At 63.2% G+C, this 22,601-nt stretch carries 20 protein-coding genes; 16 read left to right on the top strand and 4 right to left on the bottom strand.

Going from position 1 to position 22,601, the window contains the following annotated elements:
- Positions 1–104: 104 nt before the first annotated feature.
- Positions 105–887 carry a 30S ribosomal protein S2 gene (gene rpsB / locus FJ948_RS01095; RefSeq protein WP_140505484.1) on the top strand — a complete coding sequence of 261 codons (783 nt, stop codon included), beginning with the start codon at positions 105–107 and terminating at the stop codon, positions 885–887.
- 126 nt (positions 888–1,013) lie between these two features.
- Positions 1,014–1,934, top strand: a complete 921-nt coding sequence (gene tsf, locus FJ948_RS01090; protein ID WP_140701379.1) for a translation elongation factor Ts — start codon at positions 1,014–1,016, stop codon at positions 1,932–1,934.
- Between the two features lie 13 nt (positions 1,935–1,947).
- Here the strand turns inward: tsf and FJ948_RS01085 are convergent, their stop codons facing one another.
- Entirely contained in the window at positions 1,948–2,883 is a 936-nt protein-coding gene (locus FJ948_RS01085; RefSeq protein WP_140701377.1) for a LysR family transcriptional regulator, read from the bottom strand.
- A 112-nt stretch (positions 2,884–2,995) separates the two neighbouring features.
- On the opposite strand from FJ948_RS01085, the gene FJ948_RS01080 reads away from it, so the two are divergent.
- The 13 genes from FJ948_RS01080 (at position 2,996) to lpxB (ending at position 16,121) form a co-directional block, all read left to right on the top strand.
- Positions 2,996–3,523, top strand: a complete 528-nt coding sequence (locus FJ948_RS01080; protein WP_140701375.1) for a nuclear transport factor 2 family protein — start codon at positions 2,996–2,998, stop codon at positions 3,521–3,523.
- Between the two features lie 35 nt (positions 3,524–3,558).
- On the top strand, positions 3,559–4,668 hold the full coding sequence (locus tag FJ948_RS01075) for an aldo/keto reductase (RefSeq protein ID WP_140701373.1): 1,110 nt from the start codon (positions 3,559–3,561) through the stop codon (positions 4,666–4,668).
- Between the two features lie 152 nt (positions 4,669–4,820).
- The gene (gene pyrH / locus FJ948_RS01070) at positions 4,821–5,543 is read left to right on the top strand and encodes a UMP kinase (RefSeq protein ID WP_140701371.1); all 723 of its coding nucleotides are present in this window, start codon (positions 4,821–4,823) and stop codon (positions 5,541–5,543) included.
- Positions 5,544–5,653: 110 nt separating this feature from the next.
- Entirely contained in the window at positions 5,654–6,208 is a 555-nt protein-coding gene (gene frr / locus FJ948_RS01065) for a ribosome recycling factor (protein ID WP_140701370.1), read from the top strand.
- A 32-nt stretch (positions 6,209–6,240) separates the two neighbouring features.
- Positions 6,241–6,975 carry an isoprenyl transferase gene (locus FJ948_RS01060; protein ID WP_140701368.1) on the top strand — a complete coding sequence of 245 codons (735 nt, stop codon included), beginning with the start codon at positions 6,241–6,243 and terminating at the stop codon, positions 6,973–6,975.
- The gene (locus FJ948_RS01055) at positions 6,972–7,787 is read left to right on the top strand and encodes a phosphatidate cytidylyltransferase (protein WP_140701366.1); all 816 of its coding nucleotides are present in this window, start codon (positions 6,972–6,974) and stop codon (positions 7,785–7,787) included. The genes FJ948_RS01060 and FJ948_RS01055 overlap by 4 nt, the downstream gene beginning before the upstream one ends.
- A 97-nt stretch (positions 7,788–7,884) precedes the next feature.
- Positions 7,885–9,027 (top strand): RIP metalloprotease RseP, encoded by a 1,143-nt coding sequence (gene rseP, locus FJ948_RS01050; protein WP_140701364.1) that lies wholly within the window; start codon positions 7,885–7,887, stop codon positions 9,025–9,027.
- A 217-nt stretch (positions 9,028–9,244) separates the two neighbouring features.
- Positions 9,245–11,626: an outer membrane protein assembly factor BamA gene (bamA, locus tag FJ948_RS01045; protein ID WP_140701362.1), complete on the top strand. Its 2,382-nt coding sequence runs from the start codon at positions 9,245–9,247 to the stop codon at positions 11,624–11,626.
- A 75-nt stretch (positions 11,627–11,701) separates the two neighbouring features.
- Positions 11,702–12,757 carry a UDP-3-O-(3-hydroxymyristoyl)glucosamine N-acyltransferase gene (gene lpxD / locus FJ948_RS01040; protein ID WP_140701360.1) on the top strand — a complete coding sequence of 352 codons (1,056 nt, stop codon included), beginning with the start codon at positions 11,702–11,704 and terminating at the stop codon, positions 12,755–12,757.
- Positions 12,750–13,217 (top strand): 3-hydroxyacyl-ACP dehydratase FabZ, encoded by a 468-nt coding sequence (gene fabZ / locus FJ948_RS01035; protein ID WP_015317790.1) that lies wholly within the window; start codon positions 12,750–12,752, stop codon positions 13,215–13,217. The genes lpxD and fabZ overlap by 8 nt, the downstream gene beginning before the upstream one ends.
- 13 nt (positions 13,218–13,230) lie before the next feature.
- Positions 13,231–14,064: an acyl-ACP--UDP-N-acetylglucosamine O-acyltransferase gene (gene lpxA, locus FJ948_RS01030; RefSeq protein ID WP_140701358.1), complete on the top strand. Its 834-nt coding sequence runs from the start codon at positions 13,231–13,233 to the stop codon at positions 14,062–14,064.
- Positions 14,036–14,941, top strand: a complete 906-nt coding sequence (locus FJ948_RS01025) for an LpxI family protein (RefSeq protein ID WP_140701356.1) — start codon at positions 14,036–14,038, stop codon at positions 14,939–14,941. Before lpxA ends, FJ948_RS01025 begins: the two co-directional genes overlap by 29 nt.
- A gap of 1 nt (position 14,942) precedes the next feature.
- Entirely contained in the window at positions 14,943–16,121 is a 1,179-nt protein-coding gene (gene lpxB, locus FJ948_RS01020) for a lipid-A-disaccharide synthase (protein ID WP_140701354.1), read from the top strand.
- Positions 16,122–16,193: 72 nt separating this feature from the next.
- Here lpxB and gltA read toward each other — a convergent pair whose 3' ends face one another.
- Positions 16,194–17,516 carry a citrate synthase gene (gltA, locus tag FJ948_RS01015; RefSeq protein ID WP_015317794.1) on the bottom strand — a complete coding sequence of 441 codons (1,323 nt, stop codon included), beginning with the start codon at positions 17,514–17,516 and terminating at the stop codon, positions 16,194–16,196.
- A gap of 183 nt (positions 17,517–17,699) precedes the next feature.
- Positions 17,700–19,124 (bottom strand): glutamate--tRNA ligase, encoded by a 1,425-nt coding sequence (gene gltX / locus FJ948_RS01010; RefSeq protein WP_140701352.1) that lies wholly within the window; start codon positions 19,122–19,124, stop codon positions 17,700–17,702.
- Between the two features lie 103 nt (positions 19,125–19,227).
- Between gltX and FJ948_RS01005 the strand changes: the two genes are divergently transcribed.
- Complete coding sequence (locus FJ948_RS01005; protein ID WP_140701350.1) at positions 19,228–21,693, top strand: ComEC/Rec2 family competence protein; 2,466 nt, start codon at positions 19,228–19,230, stop codon at positions 21,691–21,693.
- On the opposite strand, the gene lexA is transcribed toward FJ948_RS01005, so the two are convergent.
- The gene (gene lexA / locus FJ948_RS01000) at positions 21,687–22,430 is read right to left on the bottom strand and encodes a transcriptional repressor LexA (protein ID WP_140701348.1); all 744 of its coding nucleotides are present in this window, start codon (positions 22,428–22,430) and stop codon (positions 21,687–21,689) included. The genes FJ948_RS01005 and lexA overlap by 7 nt on opposite strands.
- Positions 22,431–22,601 lie beyond the last annotated feature (171 nt).

The following is a 22,601-nucleotide window of genomic DNA, read 5'->3' as shown; positions in this document are numbered from 1 at the left end:
TGGTGTCTGCCCGGGAGAAATCCGGCTGAAACCTCCGGTGGCGTTCAAGGACCTCGGTCCGAAAATGCCTGTGTCCGTGGAGGCTAACCGGAAAGGAAATGAGAATGGCACTGCCTGATTTCAGCATGCGCCAGCTTTTGGAAGCTGGCATTCACTTCGGCCACCAGACCCACCGCTGGAACCCGAAGATGGCGCCCTACATCTACGGCGCCCGCAACAACATCCACATCATCGACCTCTCGCAGACGGTGCCTTTGCTGCACCAGGCGCTGAAGCAGGTTTCCGACACCGTCGCCAAGGGCGGCCGCGTGCTGTTCGTCGGCACCAAGCGCCAGGCGTCGGACATCGTTGCCGATGCCGCGCAGCGTTCTGCTCAGTACTACGTCAACTCGCGTTGGCTCGGCGGCATGCTGACCAACTGGAAGACGATCTCGAACTCGATCCAGCGCCTGCGCAAGCTCGACGAGATGCTGGCCGGCGAAGCGCAAGGCCTGACCAAGAAGGAACGCCTGAACCTCGACCGCGAGCGCGAGAAACTCGACAAGGCGCTCGGCGGCATCAAGGACATGGGCTCGACGCCCGACCTGATGTTCGTGATCGACACCAACAAGGAAGCGATCGCCATCCTCGAGGCCAAGCGTCTCGGCATCCCGGTCGTCGCCATCATCGATTCGAACTGCGATCCGGACAAGATCGACTTCCCGATCCCCGGCAATGACGACGCGGCCCGCGCCATCCAGCTCTATTGCGACCTGATCGCCAAGGCCGCCATCGACGGCATCGCCCGCCAGCAGGGCGCGCTCGGCATGGATATTGGCGCTTCGGTCGAAGCTCCGGTCGAGCCGGCGCTCGATCCGGCCCCTGCGTCGGAAGCCCCAGAAGCTTGATAAACATCCGGGCTTGATAATCGAAGGCCGGCAGCGGCCTTCATCTTTCTCATATTTTGGCACGCTAAAACAGACGCACCATCGAGTACCGATGGTGCGTCGGTGCATTTAAACAAAGAGGCGACAATGAGCATTTCGGCTGCACAGGTCAAAGAACTCCGCGACTTGACCGGCGCGGGCATGATGGACTGCAAGACGGCGTTGAATGAGACCAACGGCAACATGGAAGAAGCCGTGGACTGGCTGCGCAAGAAGGGCATCTCCAAGGCCGACAAGAAGGCCGGCCGCACCGCCGCCGAAGGTCTGATCGGCGTCGACAACGGCGTGCGCGAAGCCGCCATCGTCGAGGTGAATTCCGAGACCGACTTCGTCGCTCGCAATGCGGCGTTCCAGGAAATCGTCGCCAACGTCGCCAAGGTGGCGCTTGCCTATGGCACGACGGAAGCCGTGGCCGCCGCGAAGTATCCGGGCTCCGACAAGTCGGTCACCGACACCATCAAGGACGCCGTCGGCACCATTGGCGAGAACCTGGGCTTCCGCCGCTCGGCCAAGCTCACCGTGCCGCATGGCGCGGTCGCGACCTACGTCCACAATTCGGTTGCCGATGGCCTCGGCAAGCTCGGCGTGCTGGTGGCGATCGAGACCACGGGCAACGAGCATGCCGCCAACGCCTTCGGCCGCCAGGTCGCCATGCATGTCGCCGCCACTAACCCCTTGGCGCTGACCGCCGAGCAGATCGATCCGGCGGCCGTCGAGCGTGAGAAGGCGATCTTCTCCGACCAGGCGCGCCAGTCCGGCAAGCCGGAAGCCATCATCGAGAAGATGGTCGAGGGCCGCCTGCGCAAGTTCTATGAGGAAGTCGTGCTCCTGAAGCAGGCCTTCGTGCTCAATCCCGACATCACCGTCGAGAAGGCGCTGAAGGATGCCGAAAAGGAAATCGGCGCGCCGGCCACGATCACCGCCTATCTGCGCTTCGCGCTGGGCGAGGGCATCGAGAAGGAAGAGACCGACTTCGCCGCGGAAGTCGCGGCGGCGGTCAAGAAGTAAGCGTCCTATCGCATTATTGCGACTGCGTTTTTCGGCCTGATGTCCGCAGGGATGTCAGGCCGATTTCGTTTGCGGTGTCGATAAAGGCCCTGAGCTTCGGCGCCATCGCCGCGCGGCGCGGGAAATAGAGGAAAAGCCCGGGTTCCTCGATCGCCGACTGCGGCAGAACCTGCACCAGGCGCCCGGCCGCAAGATCGCCGCGCGCCAAGGGCTCGAACATATAGGCTAGGCCCACTCCGGCGAGGGCCAGATCGATTGCCGCGAGCGAGTCGGTCACGATGGCTGTTCCGCTGGTCTCCATGACCACATCCTTGCCGTCCCAGGTCAAATCCCAGCGATAGAGCGCACCCGAGCGGACAAGCCGGTATCCGATGCAATTGTGGTTCGCGAGATCGGCGATTCCGCGCGGGCGGCCACGTCGCCCGATATAGGCAGGTGAGGCGACGATGACGGTTTTGAAGGGCGGCGTCAGCCGGATGGCCACCATGTCCTGCGCGATCATCTCGCCCAGCCGGATGCCGGCGTCAAAACCTTCGCCAACGATGTCGACCAACCCCTGATCGGCAAAAATGTCCACCGTAATGTCGGGATAACGCTCGGCCATTGCCGCGACGACCGGCGTCACGGCCAATGGGATCGCGATGTTGGAGGCGTTGATCCTGAGCAGGCCGGACGGCCTGCCCTTGACGCTGCGGATACGGTCCATGCGCTCGGCAATATCCTGGAGGGCAGGGGCCGCCGTCTCCACCAGCGCCTTGCCGGCCTCGGTAAGCGAGACGCTTCGCGTCGTGCGTGCAAACAGCGGCTGGCCGATCCGCTCCTCGACGAGGCGCACCGCATGGCTGACCGCCGAAGGGCTCATGCCCAGTTCGGCCGCGGCAAGCGCGAAGCCCCCGCGTCGGGCAACGGCGACTATGACAGGCAGGTGGCTGAGGAGATCGCGATCCATTCATGAATGATATCGCATGGTCCTTGCAAACAATGCAATCTTATCGATGTCGACGCATTGCTCCACATTGTCCCCAACAGCACGGCCATGGGCCAGATCAGGGAGCAAGGACATGAATGCGTTGAAGCACGTCAATTTCGCGGCCGGTATCGCACTGGCGCCAGCCGATGCCGGTGGCGCCGAACCGACCGGCTGGCAGGCGCTGGCCGATGAGCGCACCGTCATCCGCATCGCCGATGCCATCGACCGCGCGGTCGACGCGCGGGACTGGAAGCTTGCCCGCTTCTATCTCGCCGATCGCGTCACCGCCGACTTCAGCAGCCTGTCCGGGCAGCCAGCGGCCAACATTGCCTCCGACGATCTGATCGGCGCCTGGGCCGGCAATCTCAAGGCCGGCAAGACCAGCCTGCACCTGCGCACCAATCATCAGGTCGTCCTCGAAGCGGACACGGCGACTGTTCTGTCAAACGGCTATGCCTGGAACCGGATGGAGGGCAATGGCGATCCGCTGTGGGAAGTCTGGGGTACGTATGAGCACCACCTGACGCGTTCTGGCACCGCCTGGAAGGTCGATGGCTTCACCTTCCGCATGACGCATGAACGCGGCAATCCCTGGGTCAAGGCGACGCCTGGCCAATGACGCCCGCATCAACCGGATCAGGATCGGAAAAGACAATGACGATGAGCTATTACACACTCGGCAACAGCGGCCTGCGCGTCAGCCGGCTGGCGCTGGGCACGATGACCTTCGGCACGGAATGGGGCTGGGGCGCGGACCGGGACACGGCGCGCGCGATGTTCGACGCCTATGTCGCGGCTGGCGGCAATTTCTTCGACACCGCCGACCTTTATACCGGCGGCACGGCCGAGACCTGGCTCGGTGAATTCGTGGCCGAGCGCGGCTTGCGCGACAAGGCGGTGATCGCCACCAAATTCACCATGAACTCGAACCCCGGCAATCCGAACGCCGGCGGCAATGGCCGCAAGAACATCATGCGCGCCGTCGACGCCTCGCTGAAGCGGCTGGGCACCGACTACATCGATCTCTATCTCATGCATATCTGGGACAGGCTGACGCCGGCCGAGGAGGTGCTGCGGACGCTCGACGATCTGGTGCGGGCAGGCAAGATACGGCACATCGGCCTGTCCGACGTGCCGGCCTGGTATGCCGGGCGGGCACAGGCGATCGCCGAACTGCGCGGCTATGAGCCGATCTCGGCGTTGCAGCTCGAATACTCCCTGGCGGAGCGTGCCATCGAGCACGAATTCGTGCCGTTCGGGACACGCCATGGCGCCGGCATCATGGTCTGGAGTCCGCTGGCCAGCGGGCTGTTGAGCGGCAAGTACCGCCCGGCGCAAGGCGGCAATGCCGGCCGGCTCGACGGCTTTCGCAACACCACGCATCCAGGTTTCCAGAAATTCAGCGAGCACAACTGGGTTGTTGTGGCGGAATTGGAGAAAGTCGCCGCCGAACTCGGTCGCGGCATGGCTCAGGTGGCGCTCAACTGGGTGGCGACACAGCCAGGAATCGCCACCGTCATCCTTGGCGCAACGAGGCTTTCGCAGTTGCAGGACAATCTTGCGGCGCTCGATTTCTCCATACCGCCCGCGCTTCGCCAGCGGCTGGACAAGGTGAGCGGCACACCGGCGCCGTTCCCGCATTCTTTTTTCGGTCCCGAGATCCAGGTCCGTGTCGCCGGCGGTGTCGTGACCGGCGACAAGCCGTCCGGTTACGCATCGCCGGTCGTGGTCGAAGGCGAAGCCGTTGCCATCAGCAGCAACTGATCCAAAAAGCCTGGAATTTTGCACAAGGGCGCGGCGTGACATCGCCGCGCCCTTCGTGTATCCGGTCAACCCGTCATGACAGCACCGCCGGACGAAGCAGGAGGCCCTTTTCGCCTTCAAAGTTTGCCGCGCCGGGATTTTCGAGGAACCAGATGACGGTGAAGCCCCTCTACCGACGTGTTCTGCTGAAAGCTTCAGGCGAAGCGTTGATGGGCGAACAGCATTTCGGCATCGACGTCTCGGTCGTCGACCGCATCGCAGGCGACATTGCCGAAGCGCGCGCGCTGGGCATCGAGGTGGGTGTCGTCATTGGCGGCGGCAATATCTTTCGCGGCGTGGCCGTCGCTTCCAAGGGTGGAGACCGCGTTACCGGCGACCATATGGGCATGCTTGCCACGGTCATCAATTCGCTGGCGCTGCGCACGTCGCTGAACAAGATCGGCGTCGACGCCGTGGTGCTGTCCGCGATTGCCATGCCCGAGCTTTGCGAGAGCTTTTCGCAGCGCCAGGCGACCGCCTACATGAACCAGGGCAAGGTGGTGATCTTCGCCGGCGGTACCGGCAATCCGTTCTTCACCACCGATTCGGCCGCCGCGCTCCGTGCGGCCGAAATCGGCGCCGACGCGCTGTTCAAGGGCACGCAGGTCGACGGCGTCTATTCGGCCGACCCGAAAAAGGACCCGAACGCGACCCGTTTCGAGCGCATCAGCCACGCCGAAGTCATAAATCGCGGCCTTTCGATCATGGATACGGCTGCGATTGCACTTGCGCGTGAAAACAACATTCCGATAATCGTCTATTCGATCCACGAAAAGGGTGGTTTCGGCGATATTCTGAGGGGCGGCGGCCGTTGCACGGTCGTCGCGGACGAGTGATCCGGGCCTGATCCCTGGAGAGAAGGGAAACCGGTTTTCGAAATCAGGCTCGAAAACGGGGCCGTGCCCCGAAGCAGTGAACCCGCGGCAGACGGGTCGAGGAGACTAGAATGAGTGGTGAGTACGACGACCTCAAGCGGCGCATGGATGGGGCAATCGCCGCGTTCAAGCACGATCTGGCCTCGCTGCGGACCGGACGCGCTTCCAGCAATCTGCTCGACGCGATCCAGGTGCAGGCCTATGGCACCACCATGCCGATCAATCAGGTGGCCAACGTCACCGTGCCGGAGCCGCGCATGATCGCGGTCTCGGTCTGGGACAAGTCGATGGTTGGCGCCGTCGACCGCGCGATCCGTGAATCCAATCTGGGCTTCAACCCGATCGTCGACGGTACCAATCTGAGGATTCCGCTGCCGGAACTCAACGAACAGCGCCGCAAGGAACTGGTCAAGATCTCGCACGGCTACGCGGAGAACGCCCGTGTCGCCGCGCGGCATGTGCGCCGCGACGGCATGGATTTCCTGAAGAAGGCGGAGAAGGACGGCACGATCAGCGAGGACGATCAGCGCAAGCGTTCCGACCAGGTCCAGAAACTTACCGACGAAACCATCGGCACCATCGATCATCTGCTTTCCGACAAGGAAGCTGAAATCATGCAGGTTTAGGGTTGGCCCTTGGCTGACCCGAAAGCGAGATCATGACAACGCCCGCGCATGTCGCGATCATCATGGATGGAAATGGACGCTGGGCAAAGGCGCGCGGCATGCCGAGGCTCGCGGGTCATCGCGCCGGCGTCGAGGCCCTGCGCAAGGCGGTGCGCGCTGCCCCCGGTCTCGGCATCTCCTTCCTGACCGTCTACGCTTTCTCGTCGGAGAACTGGTCGCGGCCGAAGTCCGAAGTCAGCGACCTCATGGGGCTTTTGAAGCTGTTCATCCGCCGCGACCTCGCCGAGCTGCACCAGAGCGGCGTGCGGGTGAGGATCATCGGTGACCGGGCAGGGCTGCAGGCGGATATCAGAGGGCTGCTCGACGAAGCCGAATCGCTGACGATCCACAACACCTCGCTGACGCTGGTGATCGCCTTCAACTACGGCGGGCGCGACGAGATCGTCCGCGCCGCGCGCAAGCTCGCCCTGGCCGTGGCGCGCGGTGAAATCGACAGCGAGGCGATATCGGCCGAAAGCTTTGCCGGCGCTCTCGACACGCAAGGCATTCCCGATCCGGAGCTGGTCATCCGCACCAGCGGCGAGCTTCGCCTGTCCAACTTCCTCTTGTGGCAGGCTGCCTACAGCGAACTCGTCTTCCTGCCGTGCTACTGGCCGGACTTCAACCGCGAGCACTTCGCCGAGGCTTTGCGCGAATTTGCCGGCCGCGAGCGCCGCTTCGGCGGACTGGGCCCGCAAGACGTCGCTTCGCGGCCGGCCGCGGGATGAGCAACCTTCAGCTGCGTGTCATCTCAGCGGTCGTGCTCGCCATCGTCGCGCTTGGCCTGACCTGGCTCGGCGGCCTGCCTTTCCGGCTGCTGTGCGCCCTGATGTCGGCAATGATCTTTTATGAGTGGACCCGCATGTCGCGGCCCGTTGCGGCCGAAGGGCTTGGTTTTCCGCCGGAAGCGCTGATGGTCATTTTCGTCGGCGCCCTGATCGCGGGCCTGCCCGCATTCTGGCTGCTGCCGCTCGTCGTGGTCCTGGTCGCAATAACGGCGACCGCCGCCGGCATTCGCAAGATCGGCCAGTGGGACGCTGGCGGCCTTGCCTATGCCTGCGTATCCGGCCTCTCGCTTGCCCTTTTGCGCGACGGCGACCATTCGGGACTCCTCGCCATCCTGTTCCTGTTCGCGGTCGTCTGGGCGACCGACATCTTCGCCTATTTCGTCGGACGCGCCGTCGGTGGTCCCAAACTGGCGCCGTCGATTTCGCCCGGCAAGACGCGCAGCGGCGCGCTCGGCGGGGCGGTCGGTGGCGTCGTCGCGGGACTTCTGCTGGCCGCCATCGCCGGCGCCGGCAATCTGGCTTTGCTCGGCCTTGTGGCGCTGGTGCTGTCTGTTGTCGCCCAAGCCGGCGACCTGTTCGAATCCTGGGTCAAACGGCGGCATGGCCACAAGGATTCGGGCGTGCTCATTCCTGGCCATGGCGGCATCATGGATCGTGTCGACGGGCTTGTCGCGGCCGCTCTTGCCCTATACGTCATCGGCTGGATTTCGGCGGGCGCCGAGCATCCGGCACAGGGGCTGTTTCCCATTTGAATGGTGTCGTTGCACGATCGGGGGCGGACCTGCCTTGGATTCGCCTGGATTGATGTCACAGTCACGGCGCGACCGCGGAAGAATTTGAGGGCTTGAATTGAACGAGATTCTTCACGCGATTTTCGGCACGGAAGGCTTCTTTCTCGGCACGCTCGTGCCGTTTCTCTTCGTGCTGACCGTGGTCGTGTTCGTTCACGAGATGGGCCACTATCTCGTCGGCCGCTGGTGCGGCATCGGCGTCAGGGCCTTCTCGATCGGCTTTGGTCCCGAACTCATCGGCTTCAACGACAGGCATGGCACGCGCTGGAAGCTTTGCGCCATACCGCTTGGCGGCTATGTCAAGTTTGTCGGCGACATGAACGCCACCTCCAGCCAGCCGACATCGGAAGAGCTCGAGACGCTGACCGATGAGGAACGCAAGGTTGCCTTCCACACCCAGCCGATCTGGAAGCGCGCGGCAACGGTGGCGGCCGGGCCACTGTTCAACTTCCTGCTGACGATCGTCGTCTTTTCCGTGCTGTTTGCCTCCTACGGGCGTTATGTCGCGGAGCCGATGGTGGCGGAGGTCACCACCGACAGTCCCGCGGCCAAGGCCGGCATTTTGCCTGGCGACCGATTCGTCAGCGTTGACGGCAGCAAGGTCGAAACCTTCGGCGACGTGCAGCGGCTGGTTTCGGGCCGGGCCGGCGATACCATCACCTTCGTCATGCTGCGCAACGGCAAGGAGGTCACGGTGACCGCGTCGCCGCAACTGATGGAGCAGGAGGACGCGCTCGGCAACAAGGTCAAGGTCGCGGTGATCGGCGTCGTCAACAACAAGGAACTCGGCCAGCCTCGTCTCATCACCTACACCCCGGTCGGAGCCGTTGCGGCGGCGATTGAGGAAACCGGCCACGTCATCGAGCGCACCGGCCAGTTCATGCAACGCTTCGCCGTCGGGCGCGAGGACAAGTGCCAGTTGGGTGGCCCGGTCAAGATCGCCGACATGGCCGGCAGGGCCGCCAAATTGGGTTTCGAATGGCTGGTGCAGCTCGTCGCGCTGCTGTCCGTGGGGATAGGCATTCTAAACCTTTTGCCGATTCCCCCCCTCGACGGCGGCCATCTGTTGTTCTACGGGGTGGAGGCCGTCATCCGCCGGCCGGTGTCGGAACGGATGATGGAAATGGCCTATCGGGCCGGTCTGCTTCTGGTGTTGTGCTTCATGGGGTTCGTGTTCTGGAACGATCTCTTTGGGTGCTGAAATCATGAAGGAATTTGGCCTGGGCATGGTCGATGTTGAGACGCCGTTTACCATGCACGGGGATATGAGTGACGCGAAAGCCACGCAACAGGGTTAAGTAAATACAAATTAACCAGAAGCCTTGCGTGTAGGGAAAATCCGGTTAATACGGTAGGGGAAATGACCGCACGTCCGGTTTTCTCGCCGTGGGGACTACGAGAAAAGGTTATTAAGCCCGATGAAGGCAGCATCCAAGTTTCTAAACGCCGCGTCAGCGGCGGCACTGTCCGCCGCTCTGGTTGTACCAGGTGCGCTCGCAGTGCAGTTCGTTGCCACATCGGCGGCCGAAGCCGCTGTCGTAAGCAGGGTGGAGGTGAGCGGCAACCAGCGTGTCGACGCCGATACCATTCGCAACTACATCACCATCAAGCCCGGCAAGGCCTTCTCCAGCTCCGATGTCGATAGCGCGGTCAAGGCACTGTTCGGCACCGGCCTGTTCTCGGACGTCCAGATCAACCAGGTCGGCTCGACCCTGGTGGTCAAGGTTTCGGAATACAAGGTCGTCAACCAGGTGCTGTTCCAGGGCAACAAGAAGCTCAAGGACAACGCGCTTCAGGCCGCGGTTCAGCTGAAGTCGCGCGGTACCTTCTCTCAGGCCACGCTCGATTCGGATGTCGAGGCGGTGAAGGCCGCTTACAGGCGCATCGGCCGCGACGATGCCGGCGTGACCGCGCAGGTCATGGAGCTCGGCGACAACCGCGTGAATGTGGTGTTCCACATCACCGAAGGCGACCGCACGCAGATCGCGGCCATCAATTTCGTCGGCAACAGCGCCTATTCGAGCCGCCGTCTGTCTGACGTGATCAACACCAAGCGTTCGTCCTGGGTCTCGTTCATCCTGCGCGACGACGTCTATGACGAAGACAAGCTGCGTGCCGACCAGGAGCTGCTGCGCCGCTTCTACTACAATCACGGTTATGCCGATTTCCAGGTCGTCTCCGCTGTCGGCGAGCTCGACAACGCGACCAACAAATACACGGTCACCATCACCGTCCAGGAAGGCGAGCGCTACAATTTCGGCGACATCAGCGTCGAGAGCACCATTCCGGAAGTCGACTCGAAGTCGCTGGAGTCGGTGGTCGAAACCCGCAAGGGCGACGTCTACAACGCCAAGGACGTGGAAGACTCCATCATCGCGCTGACCGAGAAGGTGGCCGGTTCCGGCTATGCCTTCGCCCAGGTGACGCCGCGCGGTGACCGCAACTTCGAGAATCACACGATCTCGGTGGTCTACACCGTCGATCAGGGCACCAAGGCCTATGTCGAGCGCATCGAAATCCGCGGCAACGATCGTACGCGTGACTATGTCATTCGTCGCGAGTTTGATGTCAGCGAAGGCGATGCGTTCAACCAGGTGCTGATCCAGCGCGCCAAGAAACGCCTGGAAGACCTCAATTACTTTGACAAAGTCGACATTTCCACGGTGCCGGGCTCGGCCCCCGATCAGGTCGTGCTTGTGGTCGACGTGGTCGAGAAATCGACTGGCGAGTTCTCGGTCGGTGCTGGTTATTCGACCGGTGGCGATTCGGCTGGTCCGTCCGTCGAAGGATCGATCACCGAGCGCAATTTCCTCGGCCGTGGCCAGTTCATCAAGGTGTCGGCGGGTGGCGGCAAGAATTCGCGCGACTACAGCCTGTCCTTCACCGAGCCGTATTTCCTCGGGCGGCGTATCGCCGCCGGCTTCGACATCTACAAGTCGACGCGGGAATACAACAACAATTACGACAGCGACACCACCGGCGCGACGATCCGTTTCGGACTGCCGATCACCAACAGCATCACGACCCAGCTGGCGTATAATATCTCGCAGGAGAAATATAAGGTCGACGATAGCTGCGGTCCTACCACTGTTGGAGATCCGGACGGCACCTGCACGATTTCGCCGGCCATTCTGGATGGCATCGCCGAAAGCCCTTGGATCAAGTCGTCGGTCAGCCTGGGGCTGGTCTACAACACCATCGACGACATGAAGAACCCGCATGAGGGTATCTATGCCAACACGACGGTGGAAGTTGCCGGTCTCGGCGGCGATGCCAAGTTCGTGAAGATCACGGGGCGCGGCAGCATCTATCAGACGCTGTCCGAACAGCTTGACCTCGTCGGCCTCATTTCGGGCGGCGCCGGCCATGTCGAGGGGTATGGTGGCGATGGCGGTCTGCGTATCTTCGATCAGTTCCAGAGCACCGACCGCATGATCCGCGGCTTTGCCTACGGCGGCATCGGTCCCGTTGACTCCGCCGGTGTAGGCGATCACCTGGGCGGTACAACCTATTTCAACGCGTCGGCCGAAGCTCAGTTCCCACTGCCGGTCGTTCCCGAGAGCTTCGGCTTGCGTGGCGCGGTGTTCGCCGACGCGGCAACGCTCTACGGCAGCCAGATCGGCAACCAGAGCCTGGTTGATCAGTCGTCGGTTGGCATGAAGTTGCGCGCTTCCGTGGGTCTCGGCCTGATGTGGGCCTCGCCGTTCGGCCCGATCCGCATCGACTATGCGATCCCCGTCAGGAAGGAAGCCACCGACGACGTGCAGGAATTCAACTTCGGCATATCGACCCGCTTCTGATCGGCGGCCAACGATGCTCCCGGGTTTTTTCGATCCGGGAGAAATGTTCCGACCTAGCTGGATATAGCTTCTGGAATGACCGACCCGGTGTTCTTCGCGCCATCACGCCGGTATACGGCGGCCGAAGTCGCGAATCTGACCGGCTCGGTGCTAGTCGATTCCGGCCAATCCGGCGTTGTGATCGATGCGCTGGCGCCAGCCAATGAAGGCGGCGCCAACGCGCTGGTCTTCGTCGACGGCAGGCGTAATTCCGCGCTGATGCCGTCGCTGCGGGCTGCAGCGGTGCTGTGTCCGGCGGAGTTCGCAAACAAGGCGCCGTCCGGCATCGCTGTCCTGACCCATCCACGGCCGCAACAGGCTTTCGCGCTGGTTGGGCGCCTCTTGTTTCCGACAGCCGCCACGCCGGGAGCAATGACCGGCGAAACCGGTGTTTCGCCGCATGCCCATGTCGACCCGACCGCGCATGTCGAAGCCGGCGTCGTCATCGAGGCCGGCGCGGTCGTCGGGCCAGGAGTCTCGATCGGCAGCGGCACCGTCATTGCACCCAATGCCGTCATCGGACAGTCCTGCCAGATCGGCCGTGACGGCTATGTCGGCCCGGGCGCCAGCATCCAGTACGCGCTGGTCGGCAACCGGGTCATCATCCATGGTGGCGCCAGGATCGGTCAGGACGGCTTTGGCTTTGTCGGCGGCGCCAAGGGGCCGGAGCGTGTTCCACAGATCGGACGGGTCGTCATCCAGGACGATGTCGAGATCGGTTCCAATTCCACGGTCGATCGCGGCGCCATGTCCGACACTATCATCGGGCAAGGCACCAAGATCGACAATCTCGTGCAGATCGCCCATAACGTCCGCATCGGCCGCAATTGCATAGTAGCCGGGCTTTCAGGTATTTCAGGTTCCGTGGTGGTGGGGGACAATGTCACCATGGGCGGCGGTGTCGGGCTCGCGGATCATCTGACGATTGGTTCAGGTGCCAAGCTTGCCGCCAGAAGTGGATTTATGAGCAATGTTCCCGCCGGCGAGATATGGGGTGGCTACCCGGCACAGCCGATGGCGGAAGCCATGCGAGAGATAGCCATGTTGCGCACGATGGCCAGGGCACGCAAGCAGGGCAAGGACAATGGCTGACATGGTGGCGGCGACAACGCTGGAAGCGGTCGACATATTGGGGCTGATGAAGCTCCTGCCACACCGTTATCCCTTCCTGATGATCGACCGCATCGTCGACATCGATGGCGACGACTCCGCCATCGGCATCAAGAACGTCACCATCAACGAGCCGCATTTTCAGGGCCATTTCCCGGAGCAGCCGGTGATGCCGGGCGTGCTGATCGTCGAGGCCATGGCGCAGACGGCCGGCGCCATCTGCATCCGCAGCCTTGGGGCGTCGAAACCGTCGCTGGTCTATTTCCTGACCATCGACAACGCCAAATTCCGCAAACCGGTCGTTCCCGGCGACCAGTTGAAGATCCATGTCAAGAAAATCAAGAAGCGCGGCAACCTGCTCAAATTCGCCTGCGAGGCCCTGGTCGAAGGTACCAAGGCAGCCGAGGCTGAGATTTCAGCCATGATGGTCACCGGCGACTGACGATCGAGTGCCTATGAAAATCAAGACGTCAATCCATCCTTCCTCCGTCGTGGAAGAAGGCGCTCAAATCGGCGAGGGTGTGCGCATCGGGCCGTTCTGCCATGTCAGCGCCGAGGCGGTGATCGGCGACGGTGTCGAACTGGTCAGCCATGTCTCGGTGATGGGCGCCACCACCATCGGCGCCTCGACCAAGGTCTATCCGATGGCGACATTGGGCGCGCCGCCGCAGAACACCAAGCACAAGGGCGGGCGCACCACGCTCGTCATCGGCTCCAATTGCACCATACGCGAAGGCGTCACGATGCATGTCGGCACCGACACCAGCCGTGGCGAAACGACGGTTGGCGACAATGGCAATTTCCTTGCCTATGCCCACATCGCCCATGATTGCGCCGTCGGCAACAACGCTACCTTCGCCAATGGGGCGACGCTGGGCGGCCACTGCGAGATCGGCAACAATGTCTATATTGGCGGCCTCAGCGCCGTTCATCAATTCGTGCGCGTCGGCGACAATGCCTTTCTTGGCGGGTGTTCGGCATTTGTTGGTGACGTCATTCCCTATGCCATCGCCGCGGGCAACCGCGCCAGCTTGCGCGGCTTGAACATCATCGGCCTCAAGCGGGCCGGCCTGCCGCGTTCCGAAATCTATTTGTTGCGCAAGGCTTACAAGACGATTTTCGACCGCTCCCGCACCGTCGGCGAAAACGTCGAGTTCGCCAAGGCGGAATTCGCCTCTTCCCCAGCCGCGATGAAGATCATCGATTTCATCACCAGTCGCGGCAAGCGGCACTTTGCCGTGCCATCGCTCAAGCGCGGCGATGACGACGATACCGATGACGAAGGCTGAGACAGCCGCGGCTGGTCTCGATCTCCCGCCTGATGCCAGGGTCGGCATCATCGCCGGCGGCGGCAGCCTTCCGGTCGAAGTCGCTGCCGGTCTGGCCGAACAGGGTCATGCGCCCTTCATCGTGCTCATGGCCGGCGAGGCCGACCGTCTGGCGGAGTTGTCCCGGTACGAGCATGATACACTTGCCCTGGAGGCGATAGGGTCGCTCGTTCCACTGCTCAAGCGCAACCGGATTACCCATCTGGTGCTTGCCGGCGAGATAAAGCGCAGGCCCAGACTGACACATCTGCGCCCAAGCCTCAGCCTGCTCGCCGTGATACCGGTCGTTGTCATGGCGTTGGCGCGCGGCGACGACGGGCTGCTCAAGGTGGTGGCGCGCGGGCTCGAGGCCCGGGGGATAAAGGTCGTGGGCGCTCACGAGATCGTGCCGAGCCTCGTCGCCGCCGAAGGCGTGTTGACCAAGGCCGGGCCTCGGAAAACGGACTGGCGCGATATCGAGGCAGGGTTCGCCGCGGCAAAGGCCATCGGGGCACTGGATATCGGTCAGGCGGCGATCGCGGTCGGCGGCCGGACCATTGCACTCGAGGGCATCGAGGGCACGGCCGGATTGCTGGACCGCGCCAGGCTGCTGCGCGGCCATGGCCGTATCGCCGGCAAGACGCGCGGCGTTCTGGTCAAATGCGCCAAGCCAGGCCAGGAGCTACGCGCTGACCTTCCTTCGATGGGGCCGCAAACGGTCGAAGCGGCGCATGCGGCAGGGCTCGCCGGCATTGCCGTCGAGGCGGGTCGCTCGCTGATCCTCGAAGGTCCCGCGACCCTCTCGCGTGCCAACGAACTTGGGCTGTTCATCGTCGGCCTGGCCGCAGCGGAGTCCTGACATGGCTGACAGAGCGTTGAAGATCGCGATCGTCGCGGGCGAGGAATCGGGCGACCTGCTTGGCGCCGACATCATCCGGTCGCTCCGCCAGATGACGGGCCGCGAGGTGCAACTGGTCGGTCTCGGCGGCCGCCATCTGCAGGCGCTTGGGCTGGTTCCTCCGTTCGACGCCGGCGAGGTCGCGCTTATGGGTTTCAGTGCCGTCCTGCGGGATCTGCCGCGCCTGATGCGGCGGATCGGCCAGATGGCAGGCATGGTTGCCGACGCCAGGCCAGACTGCCTCGTCACCATCGACAGCCCTGATTTTTCGCTGCGCGTCGCCAGGAAGGTGCGCGCGGCCAACCCGTCGATCCCGATCATCCACTATGTCTGCCCGAGCGTCTGGGCGTGGCGTCCGGGCAGGGCGGTGGCGATGAAGCCCTATGTCGACCACATCCTGTGTATCCTGCCCTTCGAGGTGAAGGAGCTCGCGCGACTGGGCGGCCCGCCTGGCACCTATGTCGGACATCGTCTCACCCATGACGCGGGCGTGCTGTCGGCCGCCAAGGCTCAAGGTCAGCCGCGCGACCTCTCGCCGGATCGCGTGAAGACACTGCTTGTCCTGCCCGGCTCGCGGCGCGGCGAGGTGCGGCGGCTGCTCGAGCCGTTTGGCGAGACCGTGTCGATGTTGCGGGCTCGCGGGCACCGGCTCCGGCTGATGCTGCCGACGGTGCCGCATGTCGCCGATACCGTGCGGTCCGCTGTCACGCGCTGGGACGAGAAACCCGAGATCATCCTTGAGCCCGAGCGCAAATGGCAGGCCTTCGGCAAGGCCGACGCGGCGTTGATCGCCTCCGGCACCGTATCCCTGGAACTGGCCTTGTCCGGCGTGCCGATGGTCTCCAGCTATAGGCTCGACCCTGTCGCGCGTGTCGTCGCGCCCTATCTCGTCTCCGTCTGGTCGGCCCTGCTGCCCAACCTGATCTCGGATCGCGCGCTGATCCCGGAGTTCTACAACGAGTACGTCAAACCGAACAATCTGGCACGCCAGGTGGAAGCGCTGTTGGCCGACACAGGAATGCGCGCCTGGCAGAAAGACGGGTTTGCCGAGATCTCACGGCGCATGGCAACGGACAGGCCGTCCGGTGAGATCGCGGCGCAGGTCGTGATGGGGTACGTGAAGAGAGTGAGTAGGCAGTAGTGAGTAGTGAGTAGTGAGTAGCAAAATCTCCAATCTGACTACTTACTACTCACTACTCACTACTGCCTGATTTTAGCGCTTGGCGATCGGAACGTAATCGCGCTCCGGCGCTCCGGTGTAGAGTTGGCGCGGACGGCCGATCTTCTGGCGCGGATCCTCGATCATTTCCTTCCACTGCGCGATCCAGCCGACCGTGCGGGCAACGGCGAACAGCACGGTGAACATGGTGGTGGGGAAGCCCAGCGCCTTCAGCGTGATGCCGGAGTAGAAGTCGACGTTCGGGTAGAGCTTCTTCTCGATGAAATAGGGATCGGTCAGCGCGATCTTTTCCAGTTCCATGGCGATGTCGAGCAGCGGATCGTCCTTGATGCCGAGTTCGCCCAGCACCTCATGCGCCGTCTTCTGCATGATCTTGGCACGCGGATCGTAGTTCTTGTAGACGCGGTGGCCAAAGCCCATCAGCCGGAAGGGATCGTTCTTGTCCTTGGCGCGGGCGATGAATTCCGGGATGTGATCGACATGGCCGATCTCGCCCAGCATGTTGAGCGCCGCTTCATTGGCGCCGCCATGCGCCGGACCCCACAGGCAAGCGATGCCTGCGGCAATGCAGGCGAACGGATTGGCGCCCGACGAGCCGGCGAGACGAACGGTCGAGGTCGAAGCGTTCTGCTCGTGATCGGCATGCAGGATGAAGATGCGCTCCATGGCGCGCGCCAGCACCGGGTTGATCTTGTACTCCTCGCACGGCACGGCAAAGCACATGTGCAGGAAGTTTGCCGCGAAACCGAGATCGTTCTTCGGGTAAATAAACGGCTGGCCGATGTGGTATTTGTAGGCCATGGCCGCGATCGTCGGCATTTTGGCGATCAGGCGCATGGAGGCAACCATGCGCTGGTAGGGGTCGGAGATGTCGGTCGAGTCGTGATAGAAGGCCGACAAGGCGCCGACCACACCGCACATAACCGCCATCGGGTGCGCGTCGCGGCGGAAGCCGGTGAAGAAGCGCGACATCTGCTCGTGCACCATGGTGTGGCGCGTCACGCGGTAATCGAAATCGTCCTTCTGCGCCTTGGTGGGCAGTTCGCCATAGAGCAGGAGATAACAGACTTCGAGGAAGTCGCCGTGCTCGGCCAGCTGGTCGATCGGATAGCCGCGGTGCAGGAGGATGCCGGCATCGCCGTCGATGAAGGTGATCTCGGATTCGCAGCTCGCGGTCGAGGTGAAGCCGGGATCATAGGTGAAGGCGCCGGTGGTGCTGTAGAGCGAGGCGATGTCGATGACGTCGGGCCCGACCGAGCCGCTTCGCACCTTGAACTCGTGGGTCTTGCCGGCGAATTCCAGCGTTGCCGTGGCCTCCTGGCCGCCCACATCCAGTTTTTTCGCAGCTTCGGTCATTGCAAACTCCTTCTTGTTTCCTCATGCCGGCAAAGGCAAATTCCGCAGAGCGACACGTCGAAATCACCGCAATGCGCGTATTCGCCACCGCATTCTAGGAGGTGCGTGCCAGATTGGGCCAAGACCTAATGTTGCACTGCGAAACCCGCCTTTCAATGCCAATCTTCTTGGGCCAGTTTGCTCCTAATCGATTTGATCCGCTATGCGGGCCAGGCTTTCCTCGCGCCCCAGCACGGCCAGCACGTCGAACACACCGGGCGAGGTGCTTTTGCCGGTCAAGGCGGCGCGCAGCGGCTGGGCCACGGCGCCAAGCTTGTGGCCGCCAGCCAGCGCATAGTCGCGGATCGCGGCCTCGGCCGTGGCCGCCGTCCAGTCGCCCGCCAGCGACTTCAAAGCTTCGTGAGCGCCACGCAATATCTTGCGGGCATCGTCATTGAGCAGCAGTGCCGCCTTGTCGTCGATCGGCAGCGGCCGCGCGGCAAACAGGAAGGCGGCGCCATCGACGAGCTCGACCAGCGTCTTGGCGCGTTCCTTCAGCCCCGGAAGTGCCGCCAGCAACTGCGCCTTGTTCTTCTCGTCGAGGCGCGCCGCCATCGCCGGGCCGCCCTCCAGATAGGGCAAGGTGGCGATGAAAATGTCGAACAGTTCGGAATCGGCCATGCGGCGCATATGGACGCCGTTCAGCGCCTCGAGCTTGGCGAAATCGAATCGCGCCGCGCCCTTGTTGACGTCGCCGATGTCGAACCAGGAGATCATGTCCTTGATCGACATGATCTCGTCGTCGCCATGGCTCCAGCCCAGGCGCGCCAGGTAGTTGAGCAGCGCCTCCGGCAGGTAGCCCATGGCGCGATAGGCCTCGACACCGAGCGCGCCGTGCCGTTTAGACAGCTTGGCGCCATCGGCACCATGGATCAGCGGGATGTGCGACATCGACGGCACGTCCCAGCCCATGGCGTTGTAGATCACGCTCTGGCGGGCGGCGTTGGTCAGGTGGTCGTCGCCACGGATGATGTGGGTGACGCCCATGTCGTGATCGTCGACGACAACGGCATGCATGTAGGTCGGGTTGCCGTCCGACCGCAGGATGATGAAATCGTCGAGATCCTTGTTGGGAAAGCGCACCTCGCCCTGGACCCGGTCCTGCACCACCGTCTCGCCCTCGGTCGGCGCCTTGATGCGAATGGCGCCCTTGACGCCGACGGGTGCCTCCGACGGATCGCGGTCACGCCAGTGGCCGTTGTAGCGCGGCGGCAGGCCCTTGGCCCGCGCGGCCTCACGCATCGCCTCGAGTTCGGCTGGTGTCTCGTAGCTGTAATAGGCCTTGCCCAGGCGCACCAGTTCCTCGGCCACCTCGCGGTGGCGTGGCGCGCGCTCGAACTGGGAGACCGCATCGCCGTCCCACGACAGGCCGAGCCAAGTCAGCCCGTCGAGAATGGCCGTGGTGGCTGCATCCGTGGAGCGTTCGCGATCGGTGTCCTCGATGCGCAGCAGCATCGTGCCGCCGGTGTGCTTGGCATAGAGCCAGTTGAACAGCGCCGTGCGCGCGCCGCCAATGTGCAGATAGCCGGTCGGCGAGGGGGCAAAACGGGTGATGACCTTGTCGGACATGGAACTCTCGGAAAACGTCTGAAGCGGGGTGCGGCGTGCGCGGACTTTCGCGCGTCGCGCGTTCATGTAGCATAGGGCGTCGAGGGTGCAAGGGGCAGACCCGATGGCTGGACGGAGCCGGGGCTCGGATCAGGGCGAGGACGCCATTGTCGGCGTCAGCGAACGGTCCCTGTTTGCCAATCCCGCGCTCGCACCATCGGCGCCGGCGGCACTGCCCGTATTGCGCCCTGGCGAGCAGTCCTTGCCCGAGGGCATCAACGCGCCGGTCACCGTGCCCAGAACCGGTGCGGTCGCTCGCCTGCGCCGTCATCTCGGCCGCCTTTCGTGGCCTAGAGTACAGGCGGGCGTGGCTTCGGCGGCCACGCTGGAGCTCGATCGCGGCATCGCATTCCTGCTGGTGCCGGTGTTCCTGGCCATGGGCGTCATCGTCTATTTCTCGATGGCGGCTGAACCTGGGTTCGTCCAGCCCATCGCCGCCGTCGTGCTGATGGCTCTCTGTGCGGTCGCCTCGCGATCCTGGCCCAGGACCCATCTATGTCTGATGGCCGCGCTGCTCTGCGCCCTTGGCGTGCTCGCCGCCAAGGTCGAGACGTGGCGGGCGGGGACGCCGATGCTTGGCTCTGAAATCGCCACGCAGGTGACCGGCCGGGTGGTGTCGCTCGACTATATGGAGACCGGACGTATCCGGTTGACCATCGACGTGACGTCGACCGTCCGGCCGAAATTGCGCTATGCACCGGAACGGGTTCGCATTTCCGCCGCCAAGATACCGGCCGGCGTGAAGGCCGGTTCGCTGGTGAGCGGCTACGCCAGGCTGTTGCCGCCGACCGGTCCGGTGCGCCCGGACAGTTACGATTTTTCCTTCGACAGCTATTTCGCTGGGATCGGCGGCAGCGGCTTCTTCATGGGAACGCCAAGGATCGTTCCCGACGACGACGAGGCGCCGCTGTGGTCCCGCCTTGCCTCGTCGGTCGAAAATACCAGGCAGGACATCGCCGACCACATCAGAGCCAGTGTCGGTGGCGCCGAGGGTGAGATCGCGGCGGCGCTGATGGTCGGGGTGCGCGCGGGCATTCCTGATGAAATCAACGAAGCCATGCGGCGGACAGGCATCTATCACATCATTTCCATTTCCGGACTGCACATGGCGCTGGTCGCGGGCACCGTGATGATGCTGATGCGCGGCGTATTCGCGCTGTTTCCGGATTTTTCCTCACGCCGCCCGGTCAAGAAGTACGCCGCCGCCGCCGCGCTTTTCTCGATCGCGGCCTATCTCGTCATCTCGGGTGTCGTCGTCGCCGCCGAGCGCAGCTTCATCATGCTGGCCGTGATGTTGATCGCCGTTCTATTCGACCGGGCGGCGCTGACAATGCGCAACCTGGCAATCTCGGCCATTGCCGTCATCGCGGTGTCCCCGCACGAGGTCGTGGGCCCGAGTTTCCAGATGTCCTTCGCCGCGACCGCGGCGCTGGTCGGCGCTTATGCGGGCTGGGCGGATCACCATGCGGGAAAGACGAGGCCACCGGCGCCAAAGCGATCCCTGGCTGGGTTCCTGACGCGAAAACTCCTTTTGGGGGCAGGCGGACTGGCCATGACATCCATCATCGCCGGCAGCGCCACGGCGCTGTTTGCGATCTGGCATTTCCAGCGGGTGTCGCCGCTCAGCCTGTTCGCCAATCTGGCCGTCATGCCGATCGTGTCGGTCGTGATGTTCCTGGCCGTCGCCAGTGCGTTGCTGATGCCGTTCGGACTGGATTGGCCGGCTCTTTACCTCATGGGCAAAGGCCTGACGGCGATGATTGCCGTATCGGCGTGGATATCGGAGCGCTCGCCAATCGATGGTGTCGGGTTGATTTCGCGGCAATCCGTGCTGCTGGTGACCGTCGCATTGGTCATCGCGACGATGGCGACGACCCGGCTGCGGCTCGCGGCACTGCCATTCGCGCTTGCCAGCTTGTTGACTGTGTCGGATACGCGCACCCCCGATGTGCTGATCTCGGAAGATGCGCGGCTGGTCGCGCTACCGATCGGCGGCGGCGAACTCGCGGTCAACCGGGCTCGCCCGAACGAATTCACCGTCGACAACTGGAAACGCGCGCTGACATCGGAAGCCATCGTCGTACCGGAGATGTTCGACAAGGCAGGTGGGCAATTCGCCATCGCCGATGCGGCAAACCTGCCGGCGGGGGCGCCGTTCTATTGCACCGAAGGCGTCTGTATCGCCAGACACCCGTCCGGTGCGATCATAGCGCATGTCGAAGACCGCAAGGACACCTGGAAGGCCTGCGCGTTCGCCGACCTCATCGTCGTCAATGACGCGACCGCCTACGATGCCTGCCACAATCCGCTGGTTCTCGTCGTCACCAAACGGCAGCTCGCCCGCAAGGGAAGTGCCGCGGTCTTCTTCGATCCTCGGTCGGCCACGACCCCGGCCAAGATCGAATTCGCCGTCGACCAACCATACCGGCCCTGGCATGAGCAACGAAAATTCTCACGCGAGGCGAGGGGACTGCCGCCCTATAAAAAGCCCGACAAGCCCGACAAGCCCGATGGCAAACAGGCTCAGTAGCGCCTGATCAAGCCGACCAGCCTGCCTTGCACCTTGACCCTGTCCGGCCCGAAAATGCGGGTTTCATAGGCCGGATTGGCGGCTTCGAGGGCGATCGAGGCGCCTTTGCGGCGGAACCGCTTCAGCGTCGCTTCCTCCTCGTCGACCAGCGCCACGATGATTTCGCCTGGGCTTGCCGTATCGGCATTGCGGATGATGACCGTGTCGCCGTCGAAGATGCCGGCCTCGATCATCGAGTCGCCTTTGACTTCCAGCGCATAGTGCTCGCCGCCCATGATCATATCCGGCGGCACCGAGATCGTATGCGTCTGATGCTGGATGGCGTCGATCGGCACACCGGCGGCGATACGGCCCATGACCGGGATGGACACGGCTGAAACCGCATCGTCGTCATTGCCGGCCGCGGGCAGGCGCGAAGGTGCGGCCGCCGGCTTGATCTGGCGACCGAGATTGTTTTGACCCAGGCTGCCCTGGATGACGCTTGGCGAGAATTTCTTTGCCGCGTTGAGGCCGGGCGCGATCGAATCCGGCAGCCGCAGCACTTCCAGCGCACGCGCCCGATTGGGTAGCCGCCTGATAAAGCCGCGCTCCTCCAGCGCCGTGATCAGGCGATGGATCCCCGATTTGGAGGCAAGATCGAGCGCTTCTTTCATCTCGTCGAAGGACGGCGGTATGCCGCTTTCCTTGAGGCGTTCGTGGATGAACATCAGCAGTTCATGTTGCTTGCGTGTCAGCATGGCGCGGCCCCCAAGGCATTGAACAACGGTCTGATTCAGAATCGAAAAACAAACCCAGAACAAACACTATCTGTTCCAGTTGTGTTCTGCAACCGTTTAAAGTTTAATGAATTTGTTAAGGCGTCAGAAGCTTTTGGCTCGCGACTGCGGGCGGCAGACGACCTTTTCGTT

The sequence above is a fragment of the Mesorhizobium sp. B2-3-12 genome (assembly GCF_006442205.1).
GTDB lineage: Bacteria > Pseudomonadota > Alphaproteobacteria > Rhizobiales > Rhizobiaceae > Mesorhizobium.
Note: the sequence above shows the minus strand (reverse complement) of the source record. Positions and strands in the feature narration are given on the sequence as shown.

What these genes read in the sequence shown, in the direction of transcription:
- lexA (WP_140701348.1), bottom strand. Translation starts at nt 22,430, where the DNA reads ATGCTGACACGCAAGCAACATGAACTGCTGATGTTCATCCACGAACGC.
- lpxB (WP_140701354.1), top strand. Translation starts at nt 14,943, where the DNA reads ATGGCTGACAGAGCGTTGAAGATCGCGATCGTCGCGGGCGAGGAATCG.
- FJ948_RS01055 (WP_140701366.1), top strand. Translation starts at nt 6,972, where the DNA reads ATGAGCAACCTTCAGCTGCGTGTCATCTCAGCGGTCGTGCTCGCCATC.
- FJ948_RS01080 (WP_140701375.1), top strand. Translation starts at nt 2,996, where the DNA reads ATGAATGCGTTGAAGCACGTCAATTTCGCGGCCGGTATCGCACTGGCG.
- fabZ (WP_015317790.1), top strand. Translation starts at nt 12,750, where the DNA reads ATGGCTGACATGGTGGCGGCGACAACGCTGGAAGCGGTCGACATATTG.
- lpxD (WP_140701360.1), top strand. Translation starts at nt 11,702, where the DNA reads ATGACCGACCCGGTGTTCTTCGCGCCATCACGCCGGTATACGGCGGCC.
- pyrH (WP_140701371.1), top strand. Translation starts at nt 4,821, where the DNA reads ATGACGGTGAAGCCCCTCTACCGACGTGTTCTGCTGAAAGCTTCAGGC.
- rpsB (WP_140505484.1), top strand. Translation starts at nt 105, where the DNA reads ATGGCACTGCCTGATTTCAGCATGCGCCAGCTTTTGGAAGCTGGCATT.
- frr (WP_140701370.1), top strand. Translation starts at nt 5,654, where the DNA reads ATGAGTGGTGAGTACGACGACCTCAAGCGGCGCATGGATGGGGCAATC.
- gltX (WP_140701352.1), bottom strand. Translation starts at nt 19,124, where the DNA reads ATGTCCGACAAGGTCATCACCCGTTTTGCCCCCTCGCCGACCGGCTAT.
- FJ948_RS01075 (WP_140701373.1), top strand. Translation starts at nt 3,559, where the DNA reads ATGACGATGAGCTATTACACACTCGGCAACAGCGGCCTGCGCGTCAGC.
- tsf (WP_140701379.1), top strand. Translation starts at nt 1,014, where the DNA reads ATGAGCATTTCGGCTGCACAGGTCAAAGAACTCCGCGACTTGACCGGC.
- FJ948_RS01085 (WP_140701377.1), bottom strand. Translation starts at nt 2,883, where the DNA reads ATGGATCGCGATCTCCTCAGCCACCTGCCTGTCATAGTCGCCGTTGCC.
- lpxA (WP_140701358.1), top strand. Translation starts at nt 13,231, where the DNA reads ATGAAAATCAAGACGTCAATCCATCCTTCCTCCGTCGTGGAAGAAGGC.
- bamA (WP_140701362.1), top strand. Translation starts at nt 9,245, where the DNA reads ATGAAGGCAGCATCCAAGTTTCTAAACGCCGCGTCAGCGGCGGCACTG.
- FJ948_RS01005 (WP_140701350.1), top strand. Translation starts at nt 19,228, where the DNA reads ATGGCTGGACGGAGCCGGGGCTCGGATCAGGGCGAGGACGCCATTGTC.
- FJ948_RS01060 (WP_140701368.1), top strand. Translation starts at nt 6,241, where the DNA reads ATGACAACGCCCGCGCATGTCGCGATCATCATGGATGGAAATGGACGC.
- gltA (WP_015317794.1), bottom strand. Translation starts at nt 17,516, where the DNA reads ATGACCGAAGCTGCGAAAAAACTGGATGTGGGCGGCCAGGAGGCCACG.
- FJ948_RS01025 (WP_140701356.1), top strand. Translation starts at nt 14,036, where the DNA reads ATGACGACGATACCGATGACGAAGGCTGAGACAGCCGCGGCTGGTCTC.